Below are 23,730 nucleotides of genomic sequence, written 5' to 3'. Positions count from 1 at the left end.
TCAGGCAACCTGTACCGGAATCGCTTTCGCGGTACGTTTCATTTCGTTGTCGCCTTCAAAATAGGCGACGTTGGGTCGCCAGGTGCGAGCTTCTTCATCTGGCATGGTAACGAAGCTGGCGATGATGACAATATCGCCGACGCTGGCGCAGTGGGCCGCCGCACCGTTAACAGAAATAATTCTCGAACCGCGTTCTGCCGCGATGGCATAGGTGGAGAAACGCTTGCCGTTGGTGACATTCCAGATATCAATGGCTTCGTTTTCGAGAATACCGGCTGCGTCAAGAAAATCCTGATCAATGGCGCAAGAACCTTCATAGTGCAGGTCCGCATGAGTCACTTTCACGCGGTGGAGTTTGCCCTGCAGCATCGTGCGAATCATAACTTCTACCTTTCTACCCTGTCGTTAACGAAGCAGGCGATGCCTGCTTTGAGGAAATTCTCACGCAGTATTGCCCGATTTTTGTTTAGTGTCTACTCATCTGACGGCATTTGCAGCAGCAGTTTGCGTACCGTGCCGAAGCGTGCCATGTAACGCCTGTAACCAATTGAAATTTATCTGAACGCTGCTCGGTAAACACTAAAGAGGCGGCTGACGACGGCACACCATGACTGGATACTGCCTTCACGCAAGACCACACGGAAGGCAGGGAAGATGGATGCACCGAGTACCACACCGCATGATGCGGTGTTTAAACAATTTTTAATGCATGCGGAAACGGCTCGCGACTTTCTGGATATCCATTTGCCAGCGGAGCTACGCGAACTGTGTGACCTCGACACGCTGCATCTTGAGTCGGGGAGTTTTATTGAAGAAAGCCTGAAAGGGCACAGCACTGACGTGCTTTATTCCGTGCAAATGCAGGGCAACCCCGGTTATTTGCATGTTGTGATTGAACATCAAAGCAAGCCGGATAAGAAAATGGCCTTTCGCATGATGCGTTATTCTATTGCTGCCATGCACCGGCATCTGGAGGCTGACCACGATAAGCTGCCGCTGGTGGTGCCAATTCTGTTTTATCAGGGCGAGGCCACACCTTATCCGCTATCAATGTGCTGGTTTGATATGTTTTACTCACCGGAACTGGCGCGACGCGTCTATAACAGTCCTTTCCCGCTGGTGGATATCACTATCACACCGGATGACGAAATCATGCAACATCGGCGGATTGCGATTCTCGAACTGCTGCAAAAACATATTCGCCAGCGCGACTTAATGTTATTGCTGGAGCAACTGGTCACGCTGATTGACGAAGGGTACACTAGCGGAAGTCAGTTAGTTGCCATGCAAAACTATATGCTGCAACGCGGTCATACTGAACAAGCGGATTTGTTTTATGGTGTGCTGAGAGACAGGGAAACGGGAGGGAAGTCTATGATGACGCTGGCGCAGTGGTTTGAAGAGAAGGGAATTGAGAAGGGAATTGAGAAGGGAATTGAGAAGGGAATTGAGAAGGGAATGGAGAAAGGGATTGAGAAGGGGATTCAGCAGGGAAGACAGGAAGTAAGTCAGGAATTCGCCCTGCGTCTTCTAAGTAAAGGAATGCCTCGGGAAGACGTTGCAGAGATGGCAAATTTACCTCTTGCTGAGATTGATAAACTGATTAACTAAGTTATCTGCATTATCAGTTTTAGCCAGATAATTGTTATTGTTAACTGACCAGATAATTAAGGGAACATATGGAAATAAAGACACGGAGAGAAACCAGGCAGACGTTGGCGCAGTGGTTTGAAGAGAAGGGAAGGCAGGCGGTTAGACAGGAGGTAAGTCAGGAATTCGCCCAACGTTTTCTGAATAAAGGGATGTCTCGGGAAGACGTTGCAGAGGTGACAGCTTTATCTCTTGCAGAGATTGATAAGCTAATTAACTCTAACTAAGTTGTCTACGATATGAATAATTGCTTACAGATGACGTGGCAATGAATAACTGGCGCCATCAGCCGTAGCGCCAGTTAAGTATTACGCCAGTTCGACCATTTTGTTGTCGATCAGGCGGGCATCGCCAAGCCAGGCGGCTACCAGAATCACTGCACGTTTGCTGTTTTCAGAGACTTCCAGCAATGTGTCGGCATCGCGAATCTGAATATCATCGGCGCGGAAGCCTTTTTCATTCAGTTCTTGCCCGGCAATAGCAATAATTTCATCGAGATCCCGTTCACCAGCCTGTAATTTATCGGCAATCGAACTTAAAACCTTGTACAGACCGGGCGCAATTTTGCGTTGTTCCGCCGTCAGATAACCGTTACGGGAACTCAGCGCCAGACCGTCTTTGGCGCGCATAATCGGCACGCCGACAATCTCAATATCAAAGCCCATATCGGCAACCATTTTGCGGATCAGTGCCAGTTGCTGAAAATCTTTTTCACCGAAGCAAGCGATATCTGGCTGGACCAGGTTGAACAGCTTGCTGACAATAGTCGAAACGCCGCGAAAATGTCCCGGACGGCTGGCACCTTCCAGCATGGTGGAAAGACCGGGAACATCAACATAGGTGTGGGTTTCAGTACCGTTCGGGTAGATCTCTTTTACCGAAGGCGCGAAAACTAAATCCACTTTACGTTTGTTCAGCTTTTCGCAGTCCTCTTGCAAGGTCCGTGGATAACGTGCCAGATCTTCCGGGCGGTCAAACTGCATTGGGTTAACGAAAATACTGACGACGACCACATCGGCGCGGGCTTTGGCTTCGTCGACCAGCTTCATATGGCCGTCGTGCAGGTTACCCATGGTGGGCACCAGCGCCACGCGCTTACCTTCCATACGCAGGCGGCGGATTTGCTGACGCAGCAGCGGCAGGGTTTCGATAATTAACACAACGTCACTCCTTAATGGAAACTGTGTTCTTCGCCCGGGTAAACGCCGGACTCCACTTCAGCCATATACTGCCGCACAGCCGCGCGGATGTCGCCCGTTTCGGCGAGGAAATTTTTGGCGAATTTAGGAATATGACCGCCGGTAATGCCGAACGCGTCGTGCATCACGAGAATTTGCCCGTCAGTGACGTTGCCTGCGCCAATACCGATAACCGGGATTGCCAGTGCTTCGGTAATGCGTTTTGCCAGTTCAACCGGCACGCACTCCAGTACCAGCAGTTGTGCCCCAGCAGCTTCTAATGCCAATGCATCGCTGAGCAGTCGATCGCCCGCTTCATCGCCGCGCCCCTGGACTTTGTAGCCACCGAAAATATTCACTGACTGTGGGGTTAGGCCTAAATGACCACAAACTGGAACGGCACGTTCGGTCAGCATTTGTACGGTTTCCACCAGCCACTCACCGCCTTCAATTTTGACCATGTTGGCTCCGGCACGCATTACCGTTGCGGCGTTTTCAAAGGCTTGTTCCGGCGTGGCATACGCCATAAATGGCAGGTCTGCTAACAGAAGGCAGTTTGGCGCACCGCGGCGCACAGCGGCGGTGTGATAGGCGATATCAGCAACGGTAACCGGTAGCGTGGAGTCATGCCCCTGAACCGTCATGCCCAGTGAATCGCCTACCAGCATGACGTTAAGTCCTTCTTCGGCAAACAGTTTAGCGAAGCTGTAGTCGTAAGCGGTGATGGTCGCAAAACGCTTTTTATCCTGCTTGCATTTCTGCAATGAAGCAATCGTGGTTGGTTTCATAGCGTATCCTGATAAATGATGTTGTGCTGTCTCGCATTTTATCAGTCACATTGGTGGGGGCAATGATTTATCCGTATCGCACCGCCGTTGTCTGGCGGTGCGATAGTGTTATCAGGGGTAGGTAACCTGAAAAGTGCTGGTGGCTTTAAAATCCCCCGGTTCTATAGCAATATTACCGTCTTGTTTTAATGTAGCCTGGAAATGAAGAGGTTGTGAGGTACCGTTTCCTTTATCCGGGTAAATTCCTCCGGTAGTGTCATCTTCTGTTTCGTAATCTTTATAAACAGACGTTGAATCATTTGGTTTCAGTACCATTTGTGCACTTTTAGTGTTTTTTAAACCTTCAATCAGTACGCCAACGCCTTTTGCTGCGTCATTTCCTGTGAGTGTGTTAGCCAGAAGTTCTTTGCTTACACTACCCACCTTGTTTGACTTGAGTTTTGTTTCTATATTGCGAACACGAATACAGTTCTGTAGCGTGATATCAAAAGGAACCGCTGTTGCGCCATTTTTTATTTGTGCAGGGCTATAATCACCCATTTTAACCGTTGAACCACTTACCGATGGGCCAGTAAGTGCAGCAGTAAAACACGTTGGGTTGGATAACGTCATATTATCCAGGTCAAAATCTATTTTAAGGAAATAGCTGTGCCCGTTGATACCGCCACCAAGACCATATCCTTTGAATGAGTAGAGATAACCACCCGGCTTAGATAATGTTACCTTGTTTGTCTTTGTGGGGTCAAAGTTGGTATCGGTATAAAATTCCACCGTGAGCGACTGCCAAACTCCACCTACGGCCCAGTATTTATTAGATGAGTTTGCATTGTTACAAGACCAATATAGAGTGGCTTCACTTTCGGGGATCCACCGAAAATATTGAGTTGGAGAATCGCCGATATACATACCTGATGAACTGATATTGGTTGTGGTGTATGATGACCAAATGTTTGATATCTTTAATGTATAATACAGGCCTGGGACAGATGTTTCAAATAGTTTATGCCCGCCATAACGTTTACCCGAATCAACCATTTGATTTTCAATTGCCATAGGCTCACCGCTTGCAGTGTTACTTCTGTTGCAGTAAAGGTAACCTCCACCTGAAGCGCTATTTAACTGAGACCAGTATAATGACACACCTGTTGGTCCGAGTTGGGTTGGTTTATAAAAAACTAAGTTATTTGTGCTTGTTGAATACCTGAATTTGACAGTAATGTCTGCACTGGGGCCTGTTTCTCTCCACTTTTGGTCTCCCGGACCCACTCCGTAATCATTCCCAACAAGATAGCTGACGTTATCATCGGTGCCGGCACTTGCTGTATAACAACAAGAGCATAGTGCTAAAAAAAGAAAGTATCTGAAGAATGTCTTCATTTTTACTCCATTGTCATGCTGCAAGATAATACTTGTAGCACTTTGTCTGTTATTCGTAGTAAATATCCACTAACACATGGCTTATCAGTGGGCCAGAGGTGACATTCAGCGCTGGATCGATTTTTTGCATTCGGGTGCTAAATTTCCAGGATGAATTGTTTAGTGCTGATGACATGACCGGATAAACGGAACGTGAGCTACCAGTGGCACTAAGAACGTTGAAGGTATTTGCCGGGTCCTGAATAGAAAATATAACTACCCCAACATTTTTAGCCCCGGCGTTGTCTTCATTAGCGAATATTTGACTGGAACCTGTCGCCATTACGCCACTAAGTGCGCGAAAATTAATATGTAACTGATTTAACACATTCCCTGTGCCCTGAAGTGTGCAGTCCTGTACTGTAATAGTGAATTCTTTTCCACCGGGGTGATAATTTTCGGCTGAAATGTTTCCGGTAAAATCGCCCACGCCAACGACACCTAAATCAATATTTCCGTTGTTGCTGATTCCACTTTGGCAGGTGTTATTTTTTATATTTGCAACAATGTCAACATCCTGTCCTGCAACCACAGGGGAAGTGGCGCTGAATAGCAACGACAGAAGCAGAATTGATTTTTTCATCAGATTACGTTGAGTGGGACGCATATTTAGTTCCTGAATCAGTCTGCCTGTTAGTTATAAGTCACGGTGAATGTTGCCGGGGCAGTGAAATCACCCGCAGTGACATTTGTGACAGTTTTATCTTTTGCGACCACCAACACCGCACTCATTGGGTAATCGACAACATTGCTGCCCGTTGCATTAGCAATACTGACTTCTTCTGTTGCGGGGGTGACACAACTGAATTGTTTAGCGCCGTTCTTACCTGGCGTAGATGTGCTCCAGACCTCAACGGCGACCGCCGCTGCTTTTGCTGTTGCCGTTGATGCGTTAGCAAATCCAGGACCATTATTAGAATTACCTTCACATAATGCTCGTGTAGTCAATTTTATTTTTGCCTTTTTCCCGGGAATCCCCGCACAGTCTTTGAACTGTAATTTGAAGGTTTTAATTTTAGTTTTGGCATTAATTTCAGAAATATATACATCACCGAAATTGATGGTGGAAATTTTAGTTGTACCGTCATCAGTCAACGTTGATGTACAGGTACCCATTTCTACGTCAGTAGTAACAGTCAGGCCAATACTGTCAGTGGCTGCATGCGAAGGAATGGTAAACAGTGATGAAGCCAGAAATAGACTACCCGATAATCCATAACATAATTTTTTTAATATCATCATTGTCATCCTTGTTATTGATAGCTGAAGTTAAAAGTTGCCAGTGCGCGAAACTTGCCTGGAACACCTTGCCCTACACTTGTTTCACGCAGTGCGACAGTCATCTCAAGTCCATCGGTGCTAATTTCTGATGCACTCCAGCGTATGTATTCTGTGCTATTGGGTTTCAGAAATGTATCGCCTGAGGTCGCTTTCCTTTTAAATCCCATTCCGATATAGCTTGTAGTGGAGGTTGTATCACTGGCCAGGGGGATAATTAGCGCGGGTGAACTTCCTGATTGATTTCCTGTCAGGGTTGTATCAATCCAGCTAATTCCACTGCTGCATCCATTGGCTACCAATTTAAAGTTGGCTTCAGATTGTGCTGTTTTATTGGCTATTTTATCCATTCCCATCGAGGGAATAACTAAGGTGTACTTATCATTTCCATTATCAGTGACATTAGTTCCGGTAAGTGTAATATTACAGGTTGTTGCTTTCACGGTAGCGGTAAAATCGACATTAACATCCGTTGCAAATACCGAAGGCGATAACAATAGTCCCATGAGTATTGTTATTTTATGTGGTGTGATTTTTATCATTGGAAGTCCCTTGTAGTTACTGTATCTGACAACGAAGCCCGTTAAGAATAATAGATTGTGCTATTTTTTCTGATGTCGTGTTTTGTTGGTAATGAGCAAAACAACTGACTGGTTTGCCCTCTTCAATCCAGGTAATTCGTATATTTCCTTCCTGTTCGATGCCGCGAACAAAGGCCTGACCACCCTGACCTACGTTGCCGATGATATTGTTTTGTTCATCATAAATATCCGCTGCAAATGGAATATTTTTACCATCGCTTCGCACGATATTCATAATTGCCGATTGTCCCTGAACTGTTTCAAAATCAGCAAAGACGACGGCTCCCTGGCGCGGGACGGCGACAGTACTGGTGCTTTTCAATTCAACATCGTTTTCCAGATCGTTAATGTCCAGTGCGATACGATTTTCATGGTATGGCGAAAGGGCGCTGGTCACACCATAACCCCAGCGGTCTACGGTGCTGTTTCCGTAGTTAATACGAGCGCCTTTTGCTCCTGGCGCCTGAATGACAGCCAGAGTGTCGGAATCACTAAAACTGTCATTACTGAACGTCAGCCCGCCGCTATGTAACACAAATCCACCATCAGTATTGAGTGAGAATTGGCGACTATTATCACTACTTGCTGAGGCTGAACCTGACAGCGTTCCCCACGGCGATTCATAACTGGCATAACCGCCGATATAACTCAAATCATCACTGGATTTATTCATCATATAACCCGTGTTTACGCTGTAGCTGATGCGATTGGTATCGCTGTAACCACTACTGCTGATATTGAGTTGGTTATTACCCTTAAAGTCGCTGTTTAATTGTGTATCAATACTCTGGAAGCCGGAGCTACGGTGTTCCGTACCCAGTAAATTTTCTATTGGAATCGTGAAGCTGAGATAAATGCTATCGTCGGTTTGACCATCTTCATTCAACGAACGTTGAGCACTGATACTGTAACTGCCCCAGGACGCACTATTGCTATAACCAATAGAGTAATTAGTACTGTTTTGCCCGGAGGCCCAGTAATCTGACCAGCTTCCCGAGAGATAAAATGAACCGTAATCCTTTTTCTCAAATTTCAGCGGTTGGTTGATACTGACCGTGACCTGATTTTTCATGCGCGAGTAATTGCGCATGGATTTAGGCTCAAGATCTTGCTCAGGATGTTCTACTTCATCAATCAGCGTCAGCGCATCATTGAGGCCCAGATAATGCTGGGTGGAGTAGCGATAGGCCGCGATATTTAATGATGTACTGGTATTTTCAAATAACTTGTTCCAGGAAATACGGTAGCTTTGTCCTTGATAGGTTTTATCGTCCGGAATGCTGACATTTGAGTGAGTAACATCGACAGAAAAAGCCCCCACGGGGGTATTCATACCAAGCCCCAGCAATCCGGCGGTATAGTTATTATCAGTTAGCTGAATACCGGTATATCCTGTCAGGTAGTTATTCAAACCATAGTAGTAGCTGGCTTGAAATAAATTAGGCTCATCCTGGATACTGTCTTTTAAAACCTGACCGGCGCTAATATCCCAGCGACCAACGCCAGGGCGCAGCATTTGCACAACAGATGAAAATGGCTGGGAGAACGTCCGTTTTGTGCCATCAGCTTCTTCGATAGTCACAATGAGATCGCTGCCATAACCTGACGGGCTAAGATCGTCAATGGCAAAAGCCCCTGGCGGCACCGTCGTTTCATAGATCTTATAACCATTTTGCATAACGGTTACTTTGGCATTGGTATTCGCTACGCCATGAATGATTGGCGCAAAACTGGCTAATACCGGAGGCAGCATTCGACTGTCACTGTATAAGCGAATACCGCGAATGCTGACTGAATCGAAGGTCTCGCCGGTCGTGTAAGATTCACCAATAACCAGTTGTGAACGTAGTGACGCAAGATCGCGTTGTAAATAGCGATTCTGAAAATCGTAATCGCTATGGACATTGGTCATCCAGTTGTAGTTACCTGAGGCACGTAACCGCCACGCGCCTAAGTTTATCCCACCGTTGAATGCCGCATAGATACTGTCATTTGTTCTGCCTGGACTTTCACTGTGATATCCATTGAGGTTGTAGGAAAGCATGGCTGCATTAATGCCATTTTCCCACAAAGAGGGATCAACATAGTTTTGATAATTCTTCATAATCCATGCCTGGGGGACATCGATATCCAGGCGTTGATCGTTAACATCGTAACGAATGGATGATTGAGGGATCATTTCAGCCAGATTGAGGCAATCACCAAGATCGTCGTCTCGCTTAAGCAAAATGGCTTTTTCGCTATTCTTGTCTGGTGAACTGATATGAAATTGCAATAAATTTTTCTGCGTAATGCAGGCCTGAGCGTTCTTTTTACCTTCAATAACAGCAAAAGCAATGCTTTGGCTCATGATGGGTTGATCGTTAACATACACACTGACATCGTAAATGCCAGGTAGTGTGGGATTGCCTTCTGTATACCGACTAAGGTCGATATTTGAAGCATCCTTTCCCATCAGAAATGTATGGTCATATTCGACGAGTTCAGCGCATAAAGCACTATTGCTATACAGCAGAGCGCAAAACGTGGCGATGTGGGTAAGGTGATTAGTAGATTTAATAGTCACGTTCTGCTTCCTGCTGTGTTATATCCTTGCCAGATTAAAGGTTGGCGTTGCCTTCAATAGATCCACCAAAATCATTAATGGCGAAAAAATGCACTTTTGCAGAGCTTGTTCTGCCACTCATCCCATTTACCTTGATGACGTCGTTACTGAACGGCGCAATCATTGTCATATCCAGGGGATAGCGTTTGCCGTTGGCTTCTAAATCACCACTGCTAAAAGAGACATAGTAGGGCGTAGGGTTATCAACGCGTAATGCTGCTTTGCCTTCAGATGTTGCCCAGGACCACTTCAGAGCCAATGGTGCATCAGATGAAATTCCACTCAATCCTTCCGGGCGATAGAACAGTTTTATACGTGTGCGAAATGCCAGTTGTAGCAGGCTTTGATTTGCTGCTTTTGCTGCATCGGGTTTTGGTGGAACTTCCAGTACGTTAAACCAGAACACACTTTCTCTGTCTTTTGGCAGAGCACTACTGGCGGTGTACATCAGTTTGATTGTTTGGCCACGTTTAGCATCAATACGTGATACTGGTGGCGTAGCGGTAAAGGGGACAGTAATACTGCCTGGTTCAGCGTTATCATCTCCAGTATCTAACCAACTCTGAACCAGCAATGGGTTATTGCCTTTATTTTCCAGACGTACATTGACGCTTTTTTGTTCGCTTTTATAAACTACGCGTGTACCTGAAATTACGATGTCTGCAATAGCTGATGAGCTAAAAGCCATACAGCTCGCTAAGCACAATGCTGCGGTATGTTTAGTATTAAAAAACATAAACCATTCCTTACAGAATTAATTAAAACAGGGAATAATTATCAAAAGTAAAAATATTTGATGTTATTCCCTGTATATATTCACCCGATCAATTTAAGCGGTTGATATTTACTGGTAAGTAATGGTATATGCTGAGTTGGTTTTTACATAACCGGCAGTAGCTGCTTTGCTTGCATCCGCACGAACATAGGATGCTTTAAAATCGTAGGTTGCAGATTTAGACGTTGAATCCAGAGTTTTGCTGTAAACATCACCCGGATTATTGACCTGAACCTGTTTAATAGTAGAACCTTCAATATTGTGCAGAGCGATATTTACGCCGTCAGACGGGGTGTTAATAGACATGTCGTTGTTCAGTGTTCCTTTGCTGTTACCAAAGAAAACAGAACCGAAGGTCATTTTTGCAGTAGTACCCGGAGCCGGGTTAGCTTTGCTGCAGTCAATAGTAATGCTGAATGGTTTAGCTTTAGCACCTACAGTGGTATCCAGTACACCATCAGTAATTTCAGCAACAGTAGCGGTTTGCAGCAGGATCAGACCGTCTTTGTTACCGCCATCAACACGAGCTTCACAAGTGTTATCAACGACCAGACCGCTAATATTTAATTGACCGCCGTCCATATCGTTAGCAGCAAATGCAGTACCAGCAGCCATTGCCAACATAATACCGGACAGCGCAAAACCTAATTTTTTAGACATAAAAATCCTTGAGTAATATTCCATAAAGCAGATAACAGCATTGCATGATGATGAGATTTTGATGCAATGCCATGTAACTGAACGTTACTTTGTTAATGATGTTTGTTTGTTTTTTACTAAGTATTACATTCATTCATCATTGGGACAGCTATTTTGCATAATGCCATGACATATGCAATTTAATTTTACTAAATATGAAAATTAGTAAAATTAACTTTAAAAAATTAAGGGAGTGGTGTATGGAATTAGAATTTCGGGAAGGTATATTATATTTTCTGTGTTTTTATTTATCTTAAATATATTATTATTTGCAATAGCTTAAGGTTATTTTTCGGAATATATTTATATTCACACGAAAAATAATTACCACTTATCTAATTCATTAAAGCCTTTTGCCTGTAGAGCTTCAACTAATGATAAGCCATCAGGAAATACCAATTCCGGCGCAATTTCAAACAGTGGCCACAGCATAAAGCCGCGATTTTTCATATCGTAGTGCGGAACGGTCAGACGTTCGGTATTTATTACTTCATTACCAAACAGCATGATGTCGAGATCCAGCGTGCGCGGTCCCCAGCGTTCAGCTTTACGGACGCGACCTTGCTGCAATTCGATACGTTGTGTGTGATTGAGTAGCTCTTCAGGGGCAAGAGTGGTTTTCAGCGCGACGGCGGCATTTAAGTAATCGGGTTGATCTTGCGGCCCCAGCGGTGGGGTGCGGTAAAACGAAGAAACAGCAAGAATGCGGCTTTCTGGAATATCGCCTAATGCTTTCAGGGCAGCATTGACCTGCTCCAGCGGAGAGGCCAGATTGCTGCCTATGGCAATATACGCCACTGTCATGCGGTACCCTCACGACGCGGTGCGCGTTTGCGTGGACGACGAGTACGACGACGCGGTGACGGTTCTTCATCCAGTTCGTTAAGCATCCCTTTTTGGTCTGGTGGCGCGGAAACCTGGAACTCACCCCACCATTTCACCAGACGTTGCAGTTCAGCGTTACGCTCAACTTCGGCTCGTAAGGCCAACAGGTCGTATGCCGCACGGAACTTAGGATGCTCCAGCAGTTTCCATGCGCGTTTACCCTGACGACGGGACATACGCAACTGCAACTGCCAGATATCGCGGGTTAGCGTGGTCAGCCGTTTCGGGATCGCCAGTGAACGGCAGGCTTCGTCCAGCACGTCGTTCATCGCCAGTGCGAAAGCGTCGTGATAGGTCAGGCCGCTTTCCTGGGCGATCTTCTGTGCCGTCTCCAGCAATGGGTACCAGAACATGGCGGCAAACAGGAACGCCGGGTTCACGCGCATATCGTTATGGATACGCGTATCGGTATTCTTCAGTACCTGCTCAATAATGCGTTCCATCGGGCTGTCGCCATTTTCCGTGAAGTAGCGGGTAATGGTCGGGAACAGCGGCTGGAACAGATGATATTCACACAGCAGCTTATAGGTTTCGTAACCGTAGCCCGCTTGTAGCAGTTTAAGCGATTCTTCAAACAGGCGTGCCGGTGGGATATCGTTCAGCAGGGTAGCGAGGCGAGGGATCGGTTCTGCGGTTTCCGGGCTGATGCGCATGCCCAATTTGGCGGCAAAACGAACCGCGCGGAGCATACGTACCGGATCTTCACGGTAGCGCGTTTCCGGGTTACCAATCAGACGGATAACGCCGTCTTTCAGATCCTTCATGCCGCCAACGTAATCACGGACGGTAAAATCTGCCACGCTGTAATACAGGCTGTTGATAGTGAAATCGCGGCGCTGGGCGTCTTCTTCGATGGAGCCGAAAATGTTGTCGCGCAGCAACATGCCGTTTTGCCCGCGTTGGGAGGTCGTGCGGTCGCTGACGTTACCTTCGTGATGTCCACGGAAGGTCGCAACTTCGATAATCTCCGGGCCAAACATCACATGAGCCAGACGGAAACGGCGACCCACCAGGCGGCAGTTACGGAACAGTTTGCGCACCTGCTCTGGCGTGGCGTTGGTGGTCACGTCAAAATCTTTCGGCTTTTTGCCAAGTAACAGGTCGCGCACGCCGCCGCCAACCAGCCAGGCTTCGTATCCCGCTTTATTGAGCCTGTACATTACCTTCAGGGCATTTTCACTGATATCTTTGCGGGAAATAGCATGCTGCTCACGCGGGATCACCGTCACCTGTGGACGGGCGACTGCCTGTTCAGCCTCGCTTTCCTCGCGGCTTAGCACCTTGCGGCAAAAATTAGCGACTCGGGTAAAAATAGTACACCTCGGTAGTGTCAAACATCATTCAGGACAAAAAAATAGCGGCTAATCATAGCTCAGCATGACGCATTTGAGAATGTTGAATTTACAATTGCCGACTCAGGCACGGCGGTCAGCGTCCAGTTTTTGACGGCTGACTGAAGGATTTGCTCGACGCTGAAATCCTGCCAGTGTGTTTCTACCTGCTGACCCAGAAAATGAAGTGCCGCGATTAACACCGGGCGCGGATCGCCTTTCGGCAACGCAGGCGCATGATTCTGCTTGGAAAGTTTAGCGCCTTGTGGATTAAGCGCCAGCGGTAAATGGATGTAATCTGGCACTTTCCAGCCAAAAAGCTGGTACAGCGAGATTTGCCGCACCGTCGGTTCGATCAAATCTGCCCCGCGGACAATTTCGCTCACGCCCTGGAAGTGATCATCCACCACCACCGCCAGGTTATAGGCAAACAAACCATCACGGCGATGAATAATAAAATCTTCCCGTGCCAGTTTTTCGTCGGCGTGAATAATGCCTCGCAGCAGATCAGTAAACTGGGTGACCGGATGCTGCTGGCGGATACGTACTGCGGCGTTGTCTGGTCCATGATGCAAATCCCGGCAATGACCGTCGTAAATACCGCCAATGCTTTGAATACGCGCACGCGTGCAGGTGCAGTAATAACTTAGTCCTTGCTCATGTAACCAGGCGAGTGCTTCGCGATAGGCGTGGTGACGTTGCGATTGCCAGAGAACGTCGCCGTCCCAGTACAGGCCGTAATGTTCCAGCTGGCGCAGGATAGTTTCTGCGGCACCGGGAACTTCACGAGGCGGGTCGATATCTTCAATGCGTACCAGCCAGCGACCTTGCCGGGCGCGAGCCTGCAAATAGCTGCCAAGCGCAGCAATCAGAGAACCAAAATGAAGCTCGCCGGAAGGAGAGGGGGCGAAGCGGCCAATATAGTGTGTGTCTGTCATCTCTTTGAACAAAAAATAAGGCGGGAGCATTTCCCGCCTGTGGTAAACGTGATGGAACGGCTGTAATTAGCCAGCCATCTGTTTTTCGCGAATTTCAGCCAGCGTTTTGCAGTCGATGCACAGATCGGCTGTCGGGCGCGCTTCCAGACGGCGAATACCGATTTCAACACCGCAGGATTCGCAGTAGCCGAAATCTTCGTCTTCCACTTTTTTCAGCGTCTTCTCGATCTTTTTGATCAGCTTACGCTCGCGATCGCGGTTACGCAGTTCGAGGCTGAACTCTTCTTCCTGGGCTGCACGGTCTACCGGGTCCGGGAAGTTGGCTGCTTCATCCTGCATATGTGTAACGGTGCGATCGACTTCATCCCTGAGTTGATTACGCCATGCTTCCAGAATACGACGGAAGTGCGCCAGCTGGGCTTCATTCATATACTCTTCGCCCGGCTTCTCCTGATATGGTTCCACCCCAGCGATGGCGAGAATACTCAGGGACGATGTTTTACGGTTTTGCCCTTCTTGCATGTTGCTTCTCCTTAACACGCACTATCGATCCCCATGTTCGGGGGAAAAATGAGGCCGCTATAAATAGCAGATGCTTTTCCGGATAGCAATTATCTAAACGTAACACTTGACAACTGTGTGAGGAAAAGCGTATTTGCGCACGCGACCAGAATGTAAATTAACCAGTTACTTACTCTACTACAATGTAACCGGTAGTGATTTTTTAAGAGCCATGCCTTCGGCAGAAAGTTCCGCTTTGTAAGCCAGAATTTCTACCCCCCTCTGTTGAGCTTCTGACAATAGTTGCGCGTATTTCTCATCGATGTGGCGCGCGGGTGAAAACCGTGTAATGGCTGAATGCAGCACGGCGAAAAAGATAACCGCACGCTGGCCTTCAGCCGCTACGCTCATCAACTCCCGAAGGTGTTTCTGACCTCGTTCAGTGACCGCATCGGGAAAATATCCCTGTTCGTTCTCCGCTAACGTAACCGATTTCACTTCAATATAGCAGTCTGGACGCGAATCCGCCTGCAACATAAAGTCAATACGGCTGCGTTCGGCGCCGTATTTTACTTCGCTTTTCAGCGAGCTATAGCCTGCCAGCTCTGAAATTGATTCATTAAGGATAGCCTCTTTCGTCAACCTGTTAGCCCAAAGCGTATTGACGCAAATAATTGCGCCGCTCTGGCTTTGAGTTAATTCCCAGGTGTGTGGGTATTTCCGTTTGGTGTTGTCTGAAGTCGAATACCAGACGGTATCGCCAGGCGTTGCACAACCGGTCATCGCACCCGTATTCGGGCAGTGTAGCGTTAATTCGCGACCATCGGGTGTGATCACATCGGCTAAAAAACGTTTGTAACGCTGAATTAGCGTCGCGCGCTGTAGAGGGGGAGAAAATTCCATTGCGACAATCCTTGTTATTGCGTTAGCGCCCAGCGTTTTAGCGGCGTGTAGCGTGTGCGTCCACGGGCAAACGAGGAGGCGTAAAGGGTGAACTCCGTCACCGTATACGACCAGTTAAAACCTGGCGGCGGGATTGTCACCGCCTCGCTGGCGTCGCGCAATAAGGTAATATGTGGATGAAACGGACGATTGCTTTGAAAACAACCGCTGCGGGCAGCCTGTGAGCGGAGCATATTCGCCAGCTGGATTAAGCCGCGAGGCGGCTGTCGCATCCCTAACCACACCACACGCGAACGCAGCCATTGACCGGCGTCATCAAGCGTGAGTGTGAAACCAGGTTGACGAATCCGTCCGGCTAAAAGAGAAAGCGCCTTCTCTTTCTCTGCGCTCACTTCGCCTAAAAATGCCAGAGTCAGATGCAAATTATCGGCGGCGACCGGACGTCCCGCCTCAGGTGGGAAGTGTGTGGCGCGCCAGCGGATAATCTGTTCGCGGATTTCTGCAGGTAAGTCGATAGCAAAGAACAGCCGTTGCGGTTCAGACATGTGAGGCACTCGGTTATGAATTACCGCGATGCTACAATGTGGCGCGAAGAATGTTAACCCTCTGGAGCGTTTTGTGTCGTCGTTGCCCGTTGCTGCCGTCTTACCTGAGTTACTTGCTGCCCTCGATGGTGCATCGCAGGTGTTATTAAGTGCGCCGACCGGGGCCGGGAAATCAACCTGGCTGCCGCTGCAACTGCTGGCGCATCCCGGCATTAACGGGAAAATTATCCTGCTGGAGCCGCGTCGTCTGGCGGCGCGTAACGTTGCGCAACGACTGGCGGAGCTGCTTAACGAAAAGCCAGGCGATACCGTTGGCTACCGGATGCGTGCGCAAAACTGCGTCGGGCCGAATACCCGCCTGGAAGTGATTACCGAAGGCGTGCTGACGCGGATGATCCAGCGTGACCCGGAACTGAGTGGTGTTGGATTGGTGATCCTTGATGAATTTCATGAGCGCAGCTTGCAGGCGGATTTGGCATTGGCGTTGTTACTCGATGTGCAACAAGGTCTGCGTGATGACCTTAAACTGCTGATTATGTCGGCTACGCTGGACAACGACCGCTTGCAGCAAATGCTGCCAGAAGCGCCCGTCGTCATCTCAGAAGGGCGCTCGTTTCCGGTTGAACGCCGTTATTTGCCGCTGCCCGCTCATCAGCGTTTTGACGAAGCCGTCGCGGTTGCTACCGCCGAAATGCTGCGTCAGGAAAGTGGATCATTACTGTTATTTTTACCTGGCGTCGGAGAAATTCAGCGTGTGCAGGAACAACTGACTTCACGCATCGGCAGTGATGTGTTGCTCTGCCCGCTGTATGGCGCGTTGTCGCTGAACGATCAGCGAAAAGCGATCCTCCCGGCACCGCAAGGGATGCGCAAAGTGGTGCTGGCGACCAATATTGCTGAAACAAGTTTAACCATCGAAGGTATTCGTCTGGTGGTGGATTGTGCCCAGGAAAGGGTGGCGCGTTTTGATCCGCGTACAGGGCTTACGCGGTTGATTACTCAACGCGTTAGTCAGGCGTCGATGACGCAACGTGCCGGGCGTGCCGGGCGTCTGGAGCCGGGTATCTGCCTGCATTTAATCGCCAAAGAACAAGCAGAACGCGCTGCCGCGCAAAGTGAACCGGAGATCTTACAAAGCGATCTTTCCGGTTTGCTGATGGAATTACTGCAATGGGGATGCGGCGATCCGGCGCAGATGAGCTGGCTGGATCAACCGCCAACGGTGAATCTACTGGCCGCGAAACGCCTGTTACAGATGCTGGGGGCGCTGGATGGCGAACGCCTAAGCGCGCAAGGGCAAAAAATGGCAGCGCTGGGTAACGATCCGCGTTTAGCGGCAATGCTGGTTAGCGCGAAGAACGACGACGAAGCTGCTACCGCGGCAAAAATTGCCGCCATTCTCGAAGAGCCGCCACGGATGGGCAATAGTGACCTGGGCGTGGCGTTTTCGCGCAATCAACCCGCCTGGCAGCAACGTAGTCAGCAACTGTTAAAACGCTTAAACGTACGCGGCGGTGAGGCAGACAGTTCGCTTATCGCGCCGCTACTTGCCAGAGCGTATGCCGATCGCATTGCTCGTCGCCGTGGGCAAGATGAACGCTATCAACTGGCGAACGGCATGGGGGCGATGCTCGATGCCGACGATGCGCTAAGCCGCCACGAATGGTTGATCGCACCGTTATTATTGCAGGGCAGCGCCTCGCCGGATGCGCGGATTTTACTGGCGCTGCCGGTCGATATTGATGAGTTAGTACAACGCTGCCCGCAGCTGGTACAGCAGTCTGACACTGTGGCGTGGGATGACGCGCAAGGTACGCTGAAAGCCTGGCGTCGGCTGCAAATTGGTCAGTTGATGGTTAAAGTGCAACCGCTGGCGAAACCCTCGGAAGACGAGTTGCATCAGGCGATGCTTAACGGCATTCGTGATAAAGGTTTAAGCGTGCTCAACTGGACGGCGGAAGCGGAACAGCTACGCTTGCGTTTGTTATGCGCCGCAAAGTGGTTGCCGGAATATGACTGGCCAGCGGTTGATGATGAAAGTTTGTTGGCGACGCTGGAAACGTGGCTACTGCCGCATATGACAGGCGTACATTCGCTACGCGGCCTGAAATCACTCGATATTTATCAGGCACTGCGTGGATTACTTGATTGGGTAATGCAGCAACGTCTGGATAGTGAATTGCCTGCGCATTACACTGTGCCGACGGGAAGCCGGATCGCCATTCGTTACCATGAAGATAACCCGCCCGCGCTGGCGGTGAGAATGCAGGAGATGTTTGGTGAGGCCACTAATCCGACTATCGCCCAGGGGCGCGTACCGTTGGTGCTGGAGTTGCTTTCCCCTGCCCAAAGGCCGCTGCAAATCACGCGTGATTTGAGCGCCTTCTGGAAAGGAGCGTACCGTGAGGTGCAAAAAGAGATGAAAGGGCGTTATCCCAAACATGTCTGGCCGGACGACCCGGCAAACACCGCACCGACGCGACGAACGAAAAAGTATTCGTGAAGACCAAAGCAAATTTGAGAGATATCTTCTTCTGTCTTGCAACAGAAGAACAGAAAATCGGGCTTTTGCGCCTGAATATTGCGGAGAAAAAGCATGGCCGGGAATGACCGCGAGCCAATTGGACGCAAAGGGAAACCGACGCGTCCGGTCAAACAAAAGGTAAGCCGTCGTCGTTACGAAGATGACGATGATTACGACGATTATGATGACTATGAGGATGAAGAACCGATGCCGCGCAAAGGTAAGGGCAAAGGCAAAGGGCGTAAGCCTCGTGGCAAACGCGGCTGGCTATGGCTGCTGCTAAAACTGGCTATCGTTTTTGCCGTGCTGATCGCCATTTACGGCGTTTATCTCGATCAAAAAATTCGTAGCCGTATTGATGGCAAGGTCTGGCAATTGCCCGCGGCAGTTTATGGCCGAATGGTCAACCTTGAGCCAGACATGACCATCAGCAAGAACGAGATGGTGAAGCTGCTGGAGGCGACCCAGTATCGCCAGGTGTCGAAAATGACCCGTCCTGGCGAGTTTACCGTACAGGCCAACAGCATTGAGATGATCCGCCGTCCGTTTGATTTCCCGGACAGCAAAGAAGGGCAGGTGCGCGCGCGTCTGACCTTTGATGGCGATCATCTGGCGACGATCGTCAATATGGAGAACAACCGTCAGTTCGGTTTCTTCCGTCTTGATCCGCGCCTGATCACCATGATTTCTTCGCCAAACGGTGAGCAGCGTCTGTTTGTGCCGCGCAGTGGTTTCCCGGATTTGCTGGTGGATACTTTGCTGGCGACAGAAGACCGTCATTTCTACGAGCATGATGGGATCAGTCTCTACTCAATCGGACGTGCGGTGCTGGCAAACCTGACTGCCGGACGCACGGTGCAGGGGGCGAGTACGCTGACGCAACAGTTGGTTAAAAACCTGTTCCTCTCCAGCGAGCGTTCTTACTGGCGTAAAGCGAACGAAGCCTACATGGCGCTGATCATGGACGCGCGTTACAGCAAAGACCGTATTCTTGAGCTGTATATGAACGAGGTGTATCTCGGTCAGAGCGGCGACAACGAAATCCGCGGCTTCCCGCTGGCGAGCTTGTATTACTTTGGTCGCCCGGTAGAAGAATTGAGCCTCGATCAGCAGGCGCTGTTGGTGGGTATGGTGAAAGGGGCGTCCATCTACAACCCGTGGCGTAACCCGAAACTGGCGCTGGAGCGACGTAACCTGGTACTACGTTTGCTGCAACAGCAACAAATTATTGATCAAGAACTCTACGACATGCTGAGTGCGCGTCCGCTGGGTGTTCAGCCGCGCGGTGGGGTGATCTCTCCTCAGCCAGCCTTTATGCAGCTGGTGCGTCAGGAGCTGCAGGCGAAATTAGGCGATAAGGTAAAAGATCTCTCCGGCGTGAAGATCTTCACTACCTTTGACTCGGTGGCCCAGGACGCGGCAGAAAAAGCCGCCGTGGAAGGCATTCCGGCACTGAAGAAACAGCGTAAGTTGAGCGATCTTGAAACCGCGATTGTGGTTGTTGACCGCTTTAGCGGTGAAGTTCGTGCGATGGTCGGTGGTTCTGAGCCGCAGTTTGCGGGCTACAACCGTGCGATGCAGGCGCGTCGTTCGATTGGTTCCCTTGCAAAACCAGCGACTTATCTAACGGCCTTAAGCCAGCCGAAAATCTATCGTTTGAATACGTGGATTGCCGATGCGCCAATCGCGCTGCGTCAGCCGAATGGCCAGGTCTGGTCACCGCAGAACGATGATCGTCGTTATAGCGAAAGTGGCAGGGTGATGCTGGTAGATGCGTTGACCCGTTCGATGAACGTGCCGACGGTGAATCTGGGCATGGCGTTGGGGCTGCCTGCGGTTACGGAGACCTGGATTAAACTGGGTGTGCCGAAAGATCAACTGAATCCAGTTCCAGCAATGTTGTTGGGGGCGTTGAACTTAACGCCAATCGAAGTGGCGCAGGCCTTCCAGACTATCGCCAGCGGTGGTAATCGTGCTCCGCTTTCCGCGCTACGTTCAGTCATCGCAGAAGACGGCAAGGTGTTGTATCAGAGCTTCCCGCAGGCGGAACGCGCTGTTCCGGCGCAGGCGGCGTATCTGACACTATGGACCATGCAGCAGGTTGTACAACGCGGTACGGGACGTCAGCTTGGGGCGAAATACCCGAACCTGCATCTGGCAGGGAAAACAGGGACTACCAACAATAACGTAGATACCTGGTTTGCGGGCATTGATGGGAGCACGGTGACCATCACCTGGGTCGGCCGTGATAACAACCAGCCGACCAAACTGTATGGTGCCAGCGGGGCAATGTCGATTTATCAGCGTTATCTGGCTAACCAGACGCCAACGCCGCTGAATCTTGTTCCGCCAGAAGATATTGCAGATATGGGCGTGGACTACGACGGCAACTTTGTTTGCAGCGGTGGTATGCGTGTCTTGCCGGTCTGGACCAGCGATCCGCAATCGCTGTGCCAGCAGAGTGAGATGCAGCAGCAACCGTCAGGCAATCCGTTTGATCAGTCTTCTCAGCCGCAGCAACAGCCGCAACAGCAACCTGCTCAGCAAGAGCAGAAAGACAGCGACGGTGTAGCCGGTTGGATTAAAGATATGTTTGGGAGTAATTAACGTCTAAGCGTGATATACCGGATGGCGAGCTGCCATCCGGTAAAATAACATCCCCTCCAAAGTATTAACCCTTTCTTTTCATCTGATTGTTTATTGACCCTTCAGGAATGCGCAGATTGCGTACCGCTTGCGAACCCGCCAGCGTTTCGAATATTATCTCATCTTTATAATAATCATTCTCGTTTACGTTATCATTCACTTTACACCAGAGAAATACCAATGGCACCTTCCAAAACTGCTCAGCCAAAACACTCACTGCGTAAAATCGCAGTTGTAGTAGCCACAGCGGTTAGCGGCATGTCTGTTTATGCACAGGCAGCGGTTGAACCGAAAGAAGACACTATCACCGTTACCGCTGCACCTGCGCCGCAAGAAAGCGCATGGGGGCCGGCTGCAACTATTGCGGCGCGACAGTCAGCTACCGGCACTAAAACCGATACGCCGATTCAAAAAGTACCTCAATCTATTTCTGTCGTCACCGCTGAAGAGATGGCGCTGCATCAGCCTAAGTCGGTGAAAGAAGCGCTTAGCTATACCCCTGGCGTTGCTGTGGGAACCCGTGGCGCATCTAATACTTATGATTACCTGATCATCCGCGGATTTGCGGCAGACGGCCAAAGCCAGAATAACTATCTGAATGGCCTGAAGTTGCAGGGCAACTTCTATAACGATGCGGTCATCGACCCGTATATGCTGGAACGTGCTGAAATTATGCGTGGCCCGGTTTCCGTGCTTTACGGTAAAAGCAGTCCTGGCGGTCTGTTGAATATGGTCAGCAAGCGTCCGACCACTGAACCGTTGAAAGAAGTTCAGTTTAAGGCCGGGACTGACAGCCTGTTCCAGACCGGTTTTGACTTCAGCGATGCACTGGATGATGACGGCGTTTATTCTTATCGCCTGACCGGTCTTGCGCGTTCTGCCAATGCCCAGCAGAAAGGGTCAGAAGAGCAGCGTTATGCTATTGCACCGGCGTTCACCTGGCGTCCGGACGATAAAACCAATTTCACCTTCCTTTCTTACTTCCAGAACGAGCCGGAAACTGGTTATTACGGCTGGCTGCCGAAAGAGGGGACCGTTGAGCCGCTGCCAAACGGTAAGCGTCTGCCGACAGACTTTAACGAAGGGGCGAAGAACAACACCTATTCTCGTAACGAGAAGATGATTGGTTATAGCTTCGACCACGAATTTAACGACACCTTTACTGTGCGTCAGAACCTGCGCTTTGCGCAAAATAAAGTTTCGCAAAAGAGCGTATATGGCTACGGTATGTGTTCAGATCCGCTGTATACCAAAGACCAGGAGGCACTCAAGGCGAGTCCATGTTTAAGTATCCCGCAGTCTCAATGGGGCCATACACTGACTCGTCAGTACGTTATCGATAATGAGAAGTTAGAAAACTTCTCTGTTGATACTCAGTTGCAAAGCAAATTCGCAACCGGTTCTGTGGATCACACTCTGCTGACTGGCGTTGACTTTATGCGTATGCGTAATGACATCGACTCCTGGTTCGGATATGCCGGTTCAGTTGCACCATCTGATATCTATAATTTAGACCGTAGTGACTTTGATTTTGGCGCTCACCCGAATCCGTCTGGTCCATACCGCGTTCTGCTGAAACAGAAACAAACCGGCCTGTATGTTCAGGATCAGGCGCAGTGGGATAAAGTGCTGGTTACGCTTGGCGGTCGCTATGACTGGGCCGATCAGTCATCTTTCAACCGTGATTACGGTAATAAATCTGAACGTGACGACAAAGAGTTCACCTGGCGTGGTGGTGTAAACTACCTGTTCGACAACGGCGTAACGCCTTACTTCAGCTACAGTGAATCATTTGAACCCGCTTCACAGACTGATGCGAACGGTGATCTGTTTGCACCTTCGAAAGGCAAACAGTATGAAGTCGGCGTGAAATATGTGCCAGAAGATCGCCCAATTGTGGTGACTGGCGCACTGTATCAGCTTACCAAAACTAATAACCTGATGGCGGATCCGAACGGTTCACTGTTCTCGGTTGAAGGCGGTGAGATTCGTGCGCGTGGCGTAGAGCTGGAAGCGAAAGCGGCACTGTCGGCGAGTGTTAACGTAGTCGGTTCTTATACTTACACCGATGCGGAATACACTACCGATACTACCTACAAAGGCAATACGCCTGCACAGGTGCCAAAACACATGGCTTCGCTGTGGGCTGACTATACCTTCTTTGACGGTCCGCTTTCAGGTCTGACGCTGGGCACCGGTGGTCGTTATACTGGCTCCAGCTATGGTGATCCGGCTAACTCCTTTAAAGTGGGAAGTTATACGGTCGTGGATGCGTTAGTGCGTTATGATCTGGCGCGAGTCGGCATGGCGGGCTCCAACGTGGCGCTGCATGTCAACAACCTGTTTGATCGTGAATACGTCGCCAGCTGCTTTAACACTTATGGTTGCTTCTGGGGCGCAGAACGTCAGGTCGTTGCAACCGCAACCTTCCGTTTCTAATTTCTCTTTTGGGGCACGGATTTCCGTGCCCGTTTCACAAGTTGGCTG

21 protein-coding genes are annotated in these 23,730 nt (G+C 49.4%); 5 read left to right on the top strand and 16 right to left on the bottom strand.

The window, feature by feature from the left end; genetic code table 11:
* Window positions 1-381, bottom strand: coding sequence for an aspartate 1-decarboxylase (gene panD, locus HBM92_RS19825; RefSeq protein ID WP_000621515.1), 381 nt, complete (start codon window positions 379-381; stop codon window positions 1-3).
* Between the two features lie 273 nt (window positions 382-654).
* Here panD and HBM92_RS19820 point away from each other — a divergent pair, with 273 nt between their 5' ends.
* Both HBM92_RS19820 and HBM92_RS19815 read left to right on the top strand, forming a co-directional pair.
* Window positions 655-1,611, top strand: a complete 957-nt coding sequence (locus tag HBM92_RS19820; RefSeq protein WP_000339907.1) for an Rpn family recombination-promoting nuclease/putative transposase — start codon at window positions 655-657, stop codon at window positions 1,609-1,611.
* Window positions 1,612-1,679: 68 nt separating this feature from the next.
* A complete protein-coding gene (locus tag HBM92_RS19815; RefSeq protein WP_000404128.1) occupies window positions 1,680-1,877 on the top strand; it encodes a hypothetical protein in 198 nt (65 codons plus the stop codon).
* A gap of 81 nt (window positions 1,878-1,958) precedes the next feature.
* Here HBM92_RS19815 and panC read toward each other — a convergent pair whose 3' ends face one another.
* From panC to thpR, 15 genes are all read right to left on the bottom strand, one after another.
* On the bottom strand, window positions 1,959-2,810 hold the full coding sequence (gene panC / locus HBM92_RS19810; protein ID WP_000905370.1) for a pantoate--beta-alanine ligase: 852 nt from the start codon (window positions 2,808-2,810) through the stop codon (window positions 1,959-1,961).
* A gap of 11 nt (window positions 2,811-2,821) precedes the next feature.
* A complete protein-coding gene (gene panB / locus HBM92_RS19805; protein WP_000805462.1) occupies window positions 2,822-3,616 on the bottom strand; it encodes a 3-methyl-2-oxobutanoate hydroxymethyltransferase in 795 nt (264 codons plus the stop codon).
* Between the two features lie 111 nt (window positions 3,617-3,727).
* Entirely contained in the window at window positions 3,728-5,017 is a 1,290-nt protein-coding gene (locus HBM92_RS19800) for a fimbrial-like adhesin (protein ID WP_011076176.1), read from the bottom strand.
* A gap of 25 nt (window positions 5,018-5,042) precedes the next feature.
* A complete protein-coding gene (locus HBM92_RS19795; RefSeq protein WP_001247917.1) occupies window positions 5,043-5,639 on the bottom strand; it encodes a fimbrial-like protein in 597 nt (198 codons plus the stop codon).
* 26 nt (window positions 5,640-5,665) lie between these two features.
* Window positions 5,666-6,274, bottom strand: coding sequence for a fimbrial-like protein YadL (gene yadL / locus HBM92_RS19790; protein WP_001528517.1), 609 nt, complete (start codon window positions 6,272-6,274; stop codon window positions 5,666-5,668).
* Between the two features lie 11 nt (window positions 6,275-6,285).
* Window positions 6,286-6,852: a fimbrial protein gene (locus HBM92_RS19785; protein WP_000591068.1), complete on the bottom strand. Its 567-nt coding sequence runs from the start codon at window positions 6,850-6,852 to the stop codon at window positions 6,286-6,288.
* 16 nt (window positions 6,853-6,868) lie between these two features.
* On the bottom strand, window positions 6,869-9,457 hold the full coding sequence (locus HBM92_RS19780) for an outer membrane usher protein (RefSeq protein WP_000153313.1): 2,589 nt from the start codon (window positions 9,455-9,457) through the stop codon (window positions 6,869-6,871).
* 34 nt (window positions 9,458-9,491) lie between these two features.
* Window positions 9,492-10,232 carry a fimbrial chaperone gene (locus HBM92_RS19775; protein WP_000465919.1) on the bottom strand — a complete coding sequence of 247 codons (741 nt, stop codon included), beginning with the start codon at window positions 10,230-10,232 and terminating at the stop codon, window positions 9,492-9,494.
* Window positions 10,233-10,340: 108 nt separating this feature from the next.
* The gene (locus tag HBM92_RS19770) at window positions 10,341-10,931 is read right to left on the bottom strand and encodes a fimbrial protein (protein WP_001314434.1); all 591 of its coding nucleotides are present in this window, start codon (window positions 10,929-10,931) and stop codon (window positions 10,341-10,343) included.
* A gap of 363 nt (window positions 10,932-11,294) precedes the next feature.
* Window positions 11,295-11,774, bottom strand: coding sequence for a 2-amino-4-hydroxy-6-hydroxymethyldihydropteridine diphosphokinase (folK, locus tag HBM92_RS19765; protein WP_000215151.1), 480 nt, complete (start codon window positions 11,772-11,774; stop codon window positions 11,295-11,297).
* Window positions 11,771-13,168, bottom strand: coding sequence for a polynucleotide adenylyltransferase PcnB (gene pcnB / locus HBM92_RS19760; protein WP_010723084.1), 1,398 nt, complete (start codon window positions 13,166-13,168; stop codon window positions 11,771-11,773). The genes folK and pcnB overlap by 4 nt, the downstream gene beginning before the upstream one ends.
* Window positions 13,169-13,227: 59 nt before the next feature.
* Window positions 13,228-14,124, bottom strand: a complete 897-nt coding sequence (gene gluQRS / locus HBM92_RS19755) for a tRNA glutamyl-Q(34) synthetase GluQRS (RefSeq protein ID WP_011076177.1) — start codon at window positions 14,122-14,124, stop codon at window positions 13,228-13,230.
* A 66-nt stretch (window positions 14,125-14,190) separates the two neighbouring features.
* Window positions 14,191-14,646, bottom strand: a complete 456-nt coding sequence (dksA, locus tag HBM92_RS19750; RefSeq protein WP_001155227.1) for an RNA polymerase-binding protein DksA — start codon at window positions 14,644-14,646, stop codon at window positions 14,191-14,193.
* 177 nt (window positions 14,647-14,823) lie between these two features.
* On the bottom strand, window positions 14,824-15,528 hold the full coding sequence (gene sfsA, locus HBM92_RS19745) for a DNA/RNA nuclease SfsA (RefSeq protein WP_000396047.1): 705 nt from the start codon (window positions 15,526-15,528) through the stop codon (window positions 14,824-14,826).
* A gap of 14 nt (window positions 15,529-15,542) precedes the next feature.
* Window positions 15,543-16,073: an RNA 2',3'-cyclic phosphodiesterase gene (thpR, locus tag HBM92_RS19740; RefSeq protein WP_001294708.1), complete on the bottom strand. Its 531-nt coding sequence runs from the start codon at window positions 16,071-16,073 to the stop codon at window positions 15,543-15,545.
* Between the two features lie 73 nt (window positions 16,074-16,146).
* Between thpR and hrpB the strand changes: the two genes are divergently transcribed.
* The 3 genes from hrpB to fhuA all read left to right on the top strand — a co-directional run bounded on the left by hrpB (window position 16,147) and on the right by fhuA (window position 23,682).
* Window positions 16,147-18,576 (top strand): ATP-dependent helicase HrpB, encoded by a 2,430-nt coding sequence (hrpB, locus tag HBM92_RS19735; RefSeq protein WP_001443168.1) that lies wholly within the window; start codon window positions 16,147-16,149, stop codon window positions 18,574-18,576.
* A gap of 93 nt (window positions 18,577-18,669) precedes the next feature.
* The gene (gene mrcB, locus HBM92_RS19730) at window positions 18,670-21,204 is read left to right on the top strand and encodes a bifunctional glycosyl transferase/transpeptidase (RefSeq protein ID WP_000918171.1); all 2,535 of its coding nucleotides are present in this window, start codon (window positions 18,670-18,672) and stop codon (window positions 21,202-21,204) included.
* Window positions 21,205-21,423: 219 nt separating this feature from the next.
* Window positions 21,424-23,682 carry a ferrichrome porin FhuA gene (gene fhuA / locus HBM92_RS19725; RefSeq protein WP_000035479.1) on the top strand — a complete coding sequence of 753 codons (2,259 nt, stop codon included), beginning with the start codon at window positions 21,424-21,426 and terminating at the stop codon, window positions 23,680-23,682.
* Window positions 23,683-23,730: the final 48 nt, after the last annotated feature.

This window comes from Escherichia sp. E.sYA108, from assembly GCF_011754335.1.
GTDB classification, from domain to species: domain Bacteria; phylum Pseudomonadota; class Gammaproteobacteria; order Enterobacterales; family Enterobacteriaceae; genus Escherichia; species Escherichia coli.
This window is presented reverse-complemented; position numbering and strand designations above follow the sequence as displayed.

Coding starts and splice junctions, on each gene's coding strand:
- HBM92_RS19795 (WP_001247917.1), bottom strand. CDS start 5,639: ATGCGTCCCACTCAACGTAATCTGATGAAAAAATCAATTCTGCTTCTG.
- panD (WP_000621515.1), bottom strand. CDS start 381: ATGATTCGCACGATGCTGCAGGGCAAACTCCACCGCGTGAAAGTGACT.
- gluQRS (WP_011076177.1), bottom strand. CDS start 14,124: ATGACAGACACACACTATATTGGCCGCTTCGCCCCCTCTCCTTCCGGC.
- HBM92_RS19820 (WP_000339907.1), top strand. CDS start 655: ATGGATGCACCGAGTACCACACCGCATGATGCGGTGTTTAAACAATTT.
- folK (WP_000215151.1), bottom strand. CDS start 11,774: ATGACAGTGGCGTATATTGCCATAGGCAGCAATCTGGCCTCTCCGCTG.
- dksA (WP_001155227.1), bottom strand. CDS start 14,646: ATGCAAGAAGGGCAAAACCGTAAAACATCGTCCCTGAGTATTCTCGCC.
- fhuA (WP_000035479.1), top strand. CDS start 21,424: ATGGCACCTTCCAAAACTGCTCAGCCAAAACACTCACTGCGTAAAATC.
- HBM92_RS19785 (WP_000591068.1), bottom strand. CDS start 6,852: ATGATAAAAATCACACCACATAAAATAACAATACTCATGGGACTATTG.
- HBM92_RS19770 (WP_001314434.1), bottom strand. CDS start 10,931: ATGTCTAAAAAATTAGGTTTTGCGCTGTCCGGTATTATGTTGGCAATG.
- HBM92_RS19815 (WP_000404128.1), top strand. CDS start 1,680: ATGGAAATAAAGACACGGAGAGAAACCAGGCAGACGTTGGCGCAGTGG.
- mrcB (WP_000918171.1), top strand. CDS start 18,670: ATGGCCGGGAATGACCGCGAGCCAATTGGACGCAAAGGGAAACCGACG.
- yadL (WP_001528517.1), bottom strand. CDS start 6,274: ATGATGATATTAAAAAAATTATGTTATGGATTATCGGGTAGTCTATTT.
- sfsA (WP_000396047.1), bottom strand. CDS start 15,528: ATGGAATTTTCTCCCCCTCTACAGCGCGCGACGCTAATTCAGCGTTAC.
- HBM92_RS19775 (WP_000465919.1), bottom strand. CDS start 10,232: ATGTTTTTTAATACTAAACATACCGCAGCATTGTGCTTAGCGAGCTGT.
- thpR (WP_001294708.1), bottom strand. CDS start 16,073: ATGTCTGAACCGCAACGGCTGTTCTTTGCTATCGACTTACCTGCAGAA.
- panB (WP_000805462.1), bottom strand. CDS start 3,616: ATGAAACCAACCACGATTGCTTCATTGCAGAAATGCAAGCAGGATAAA.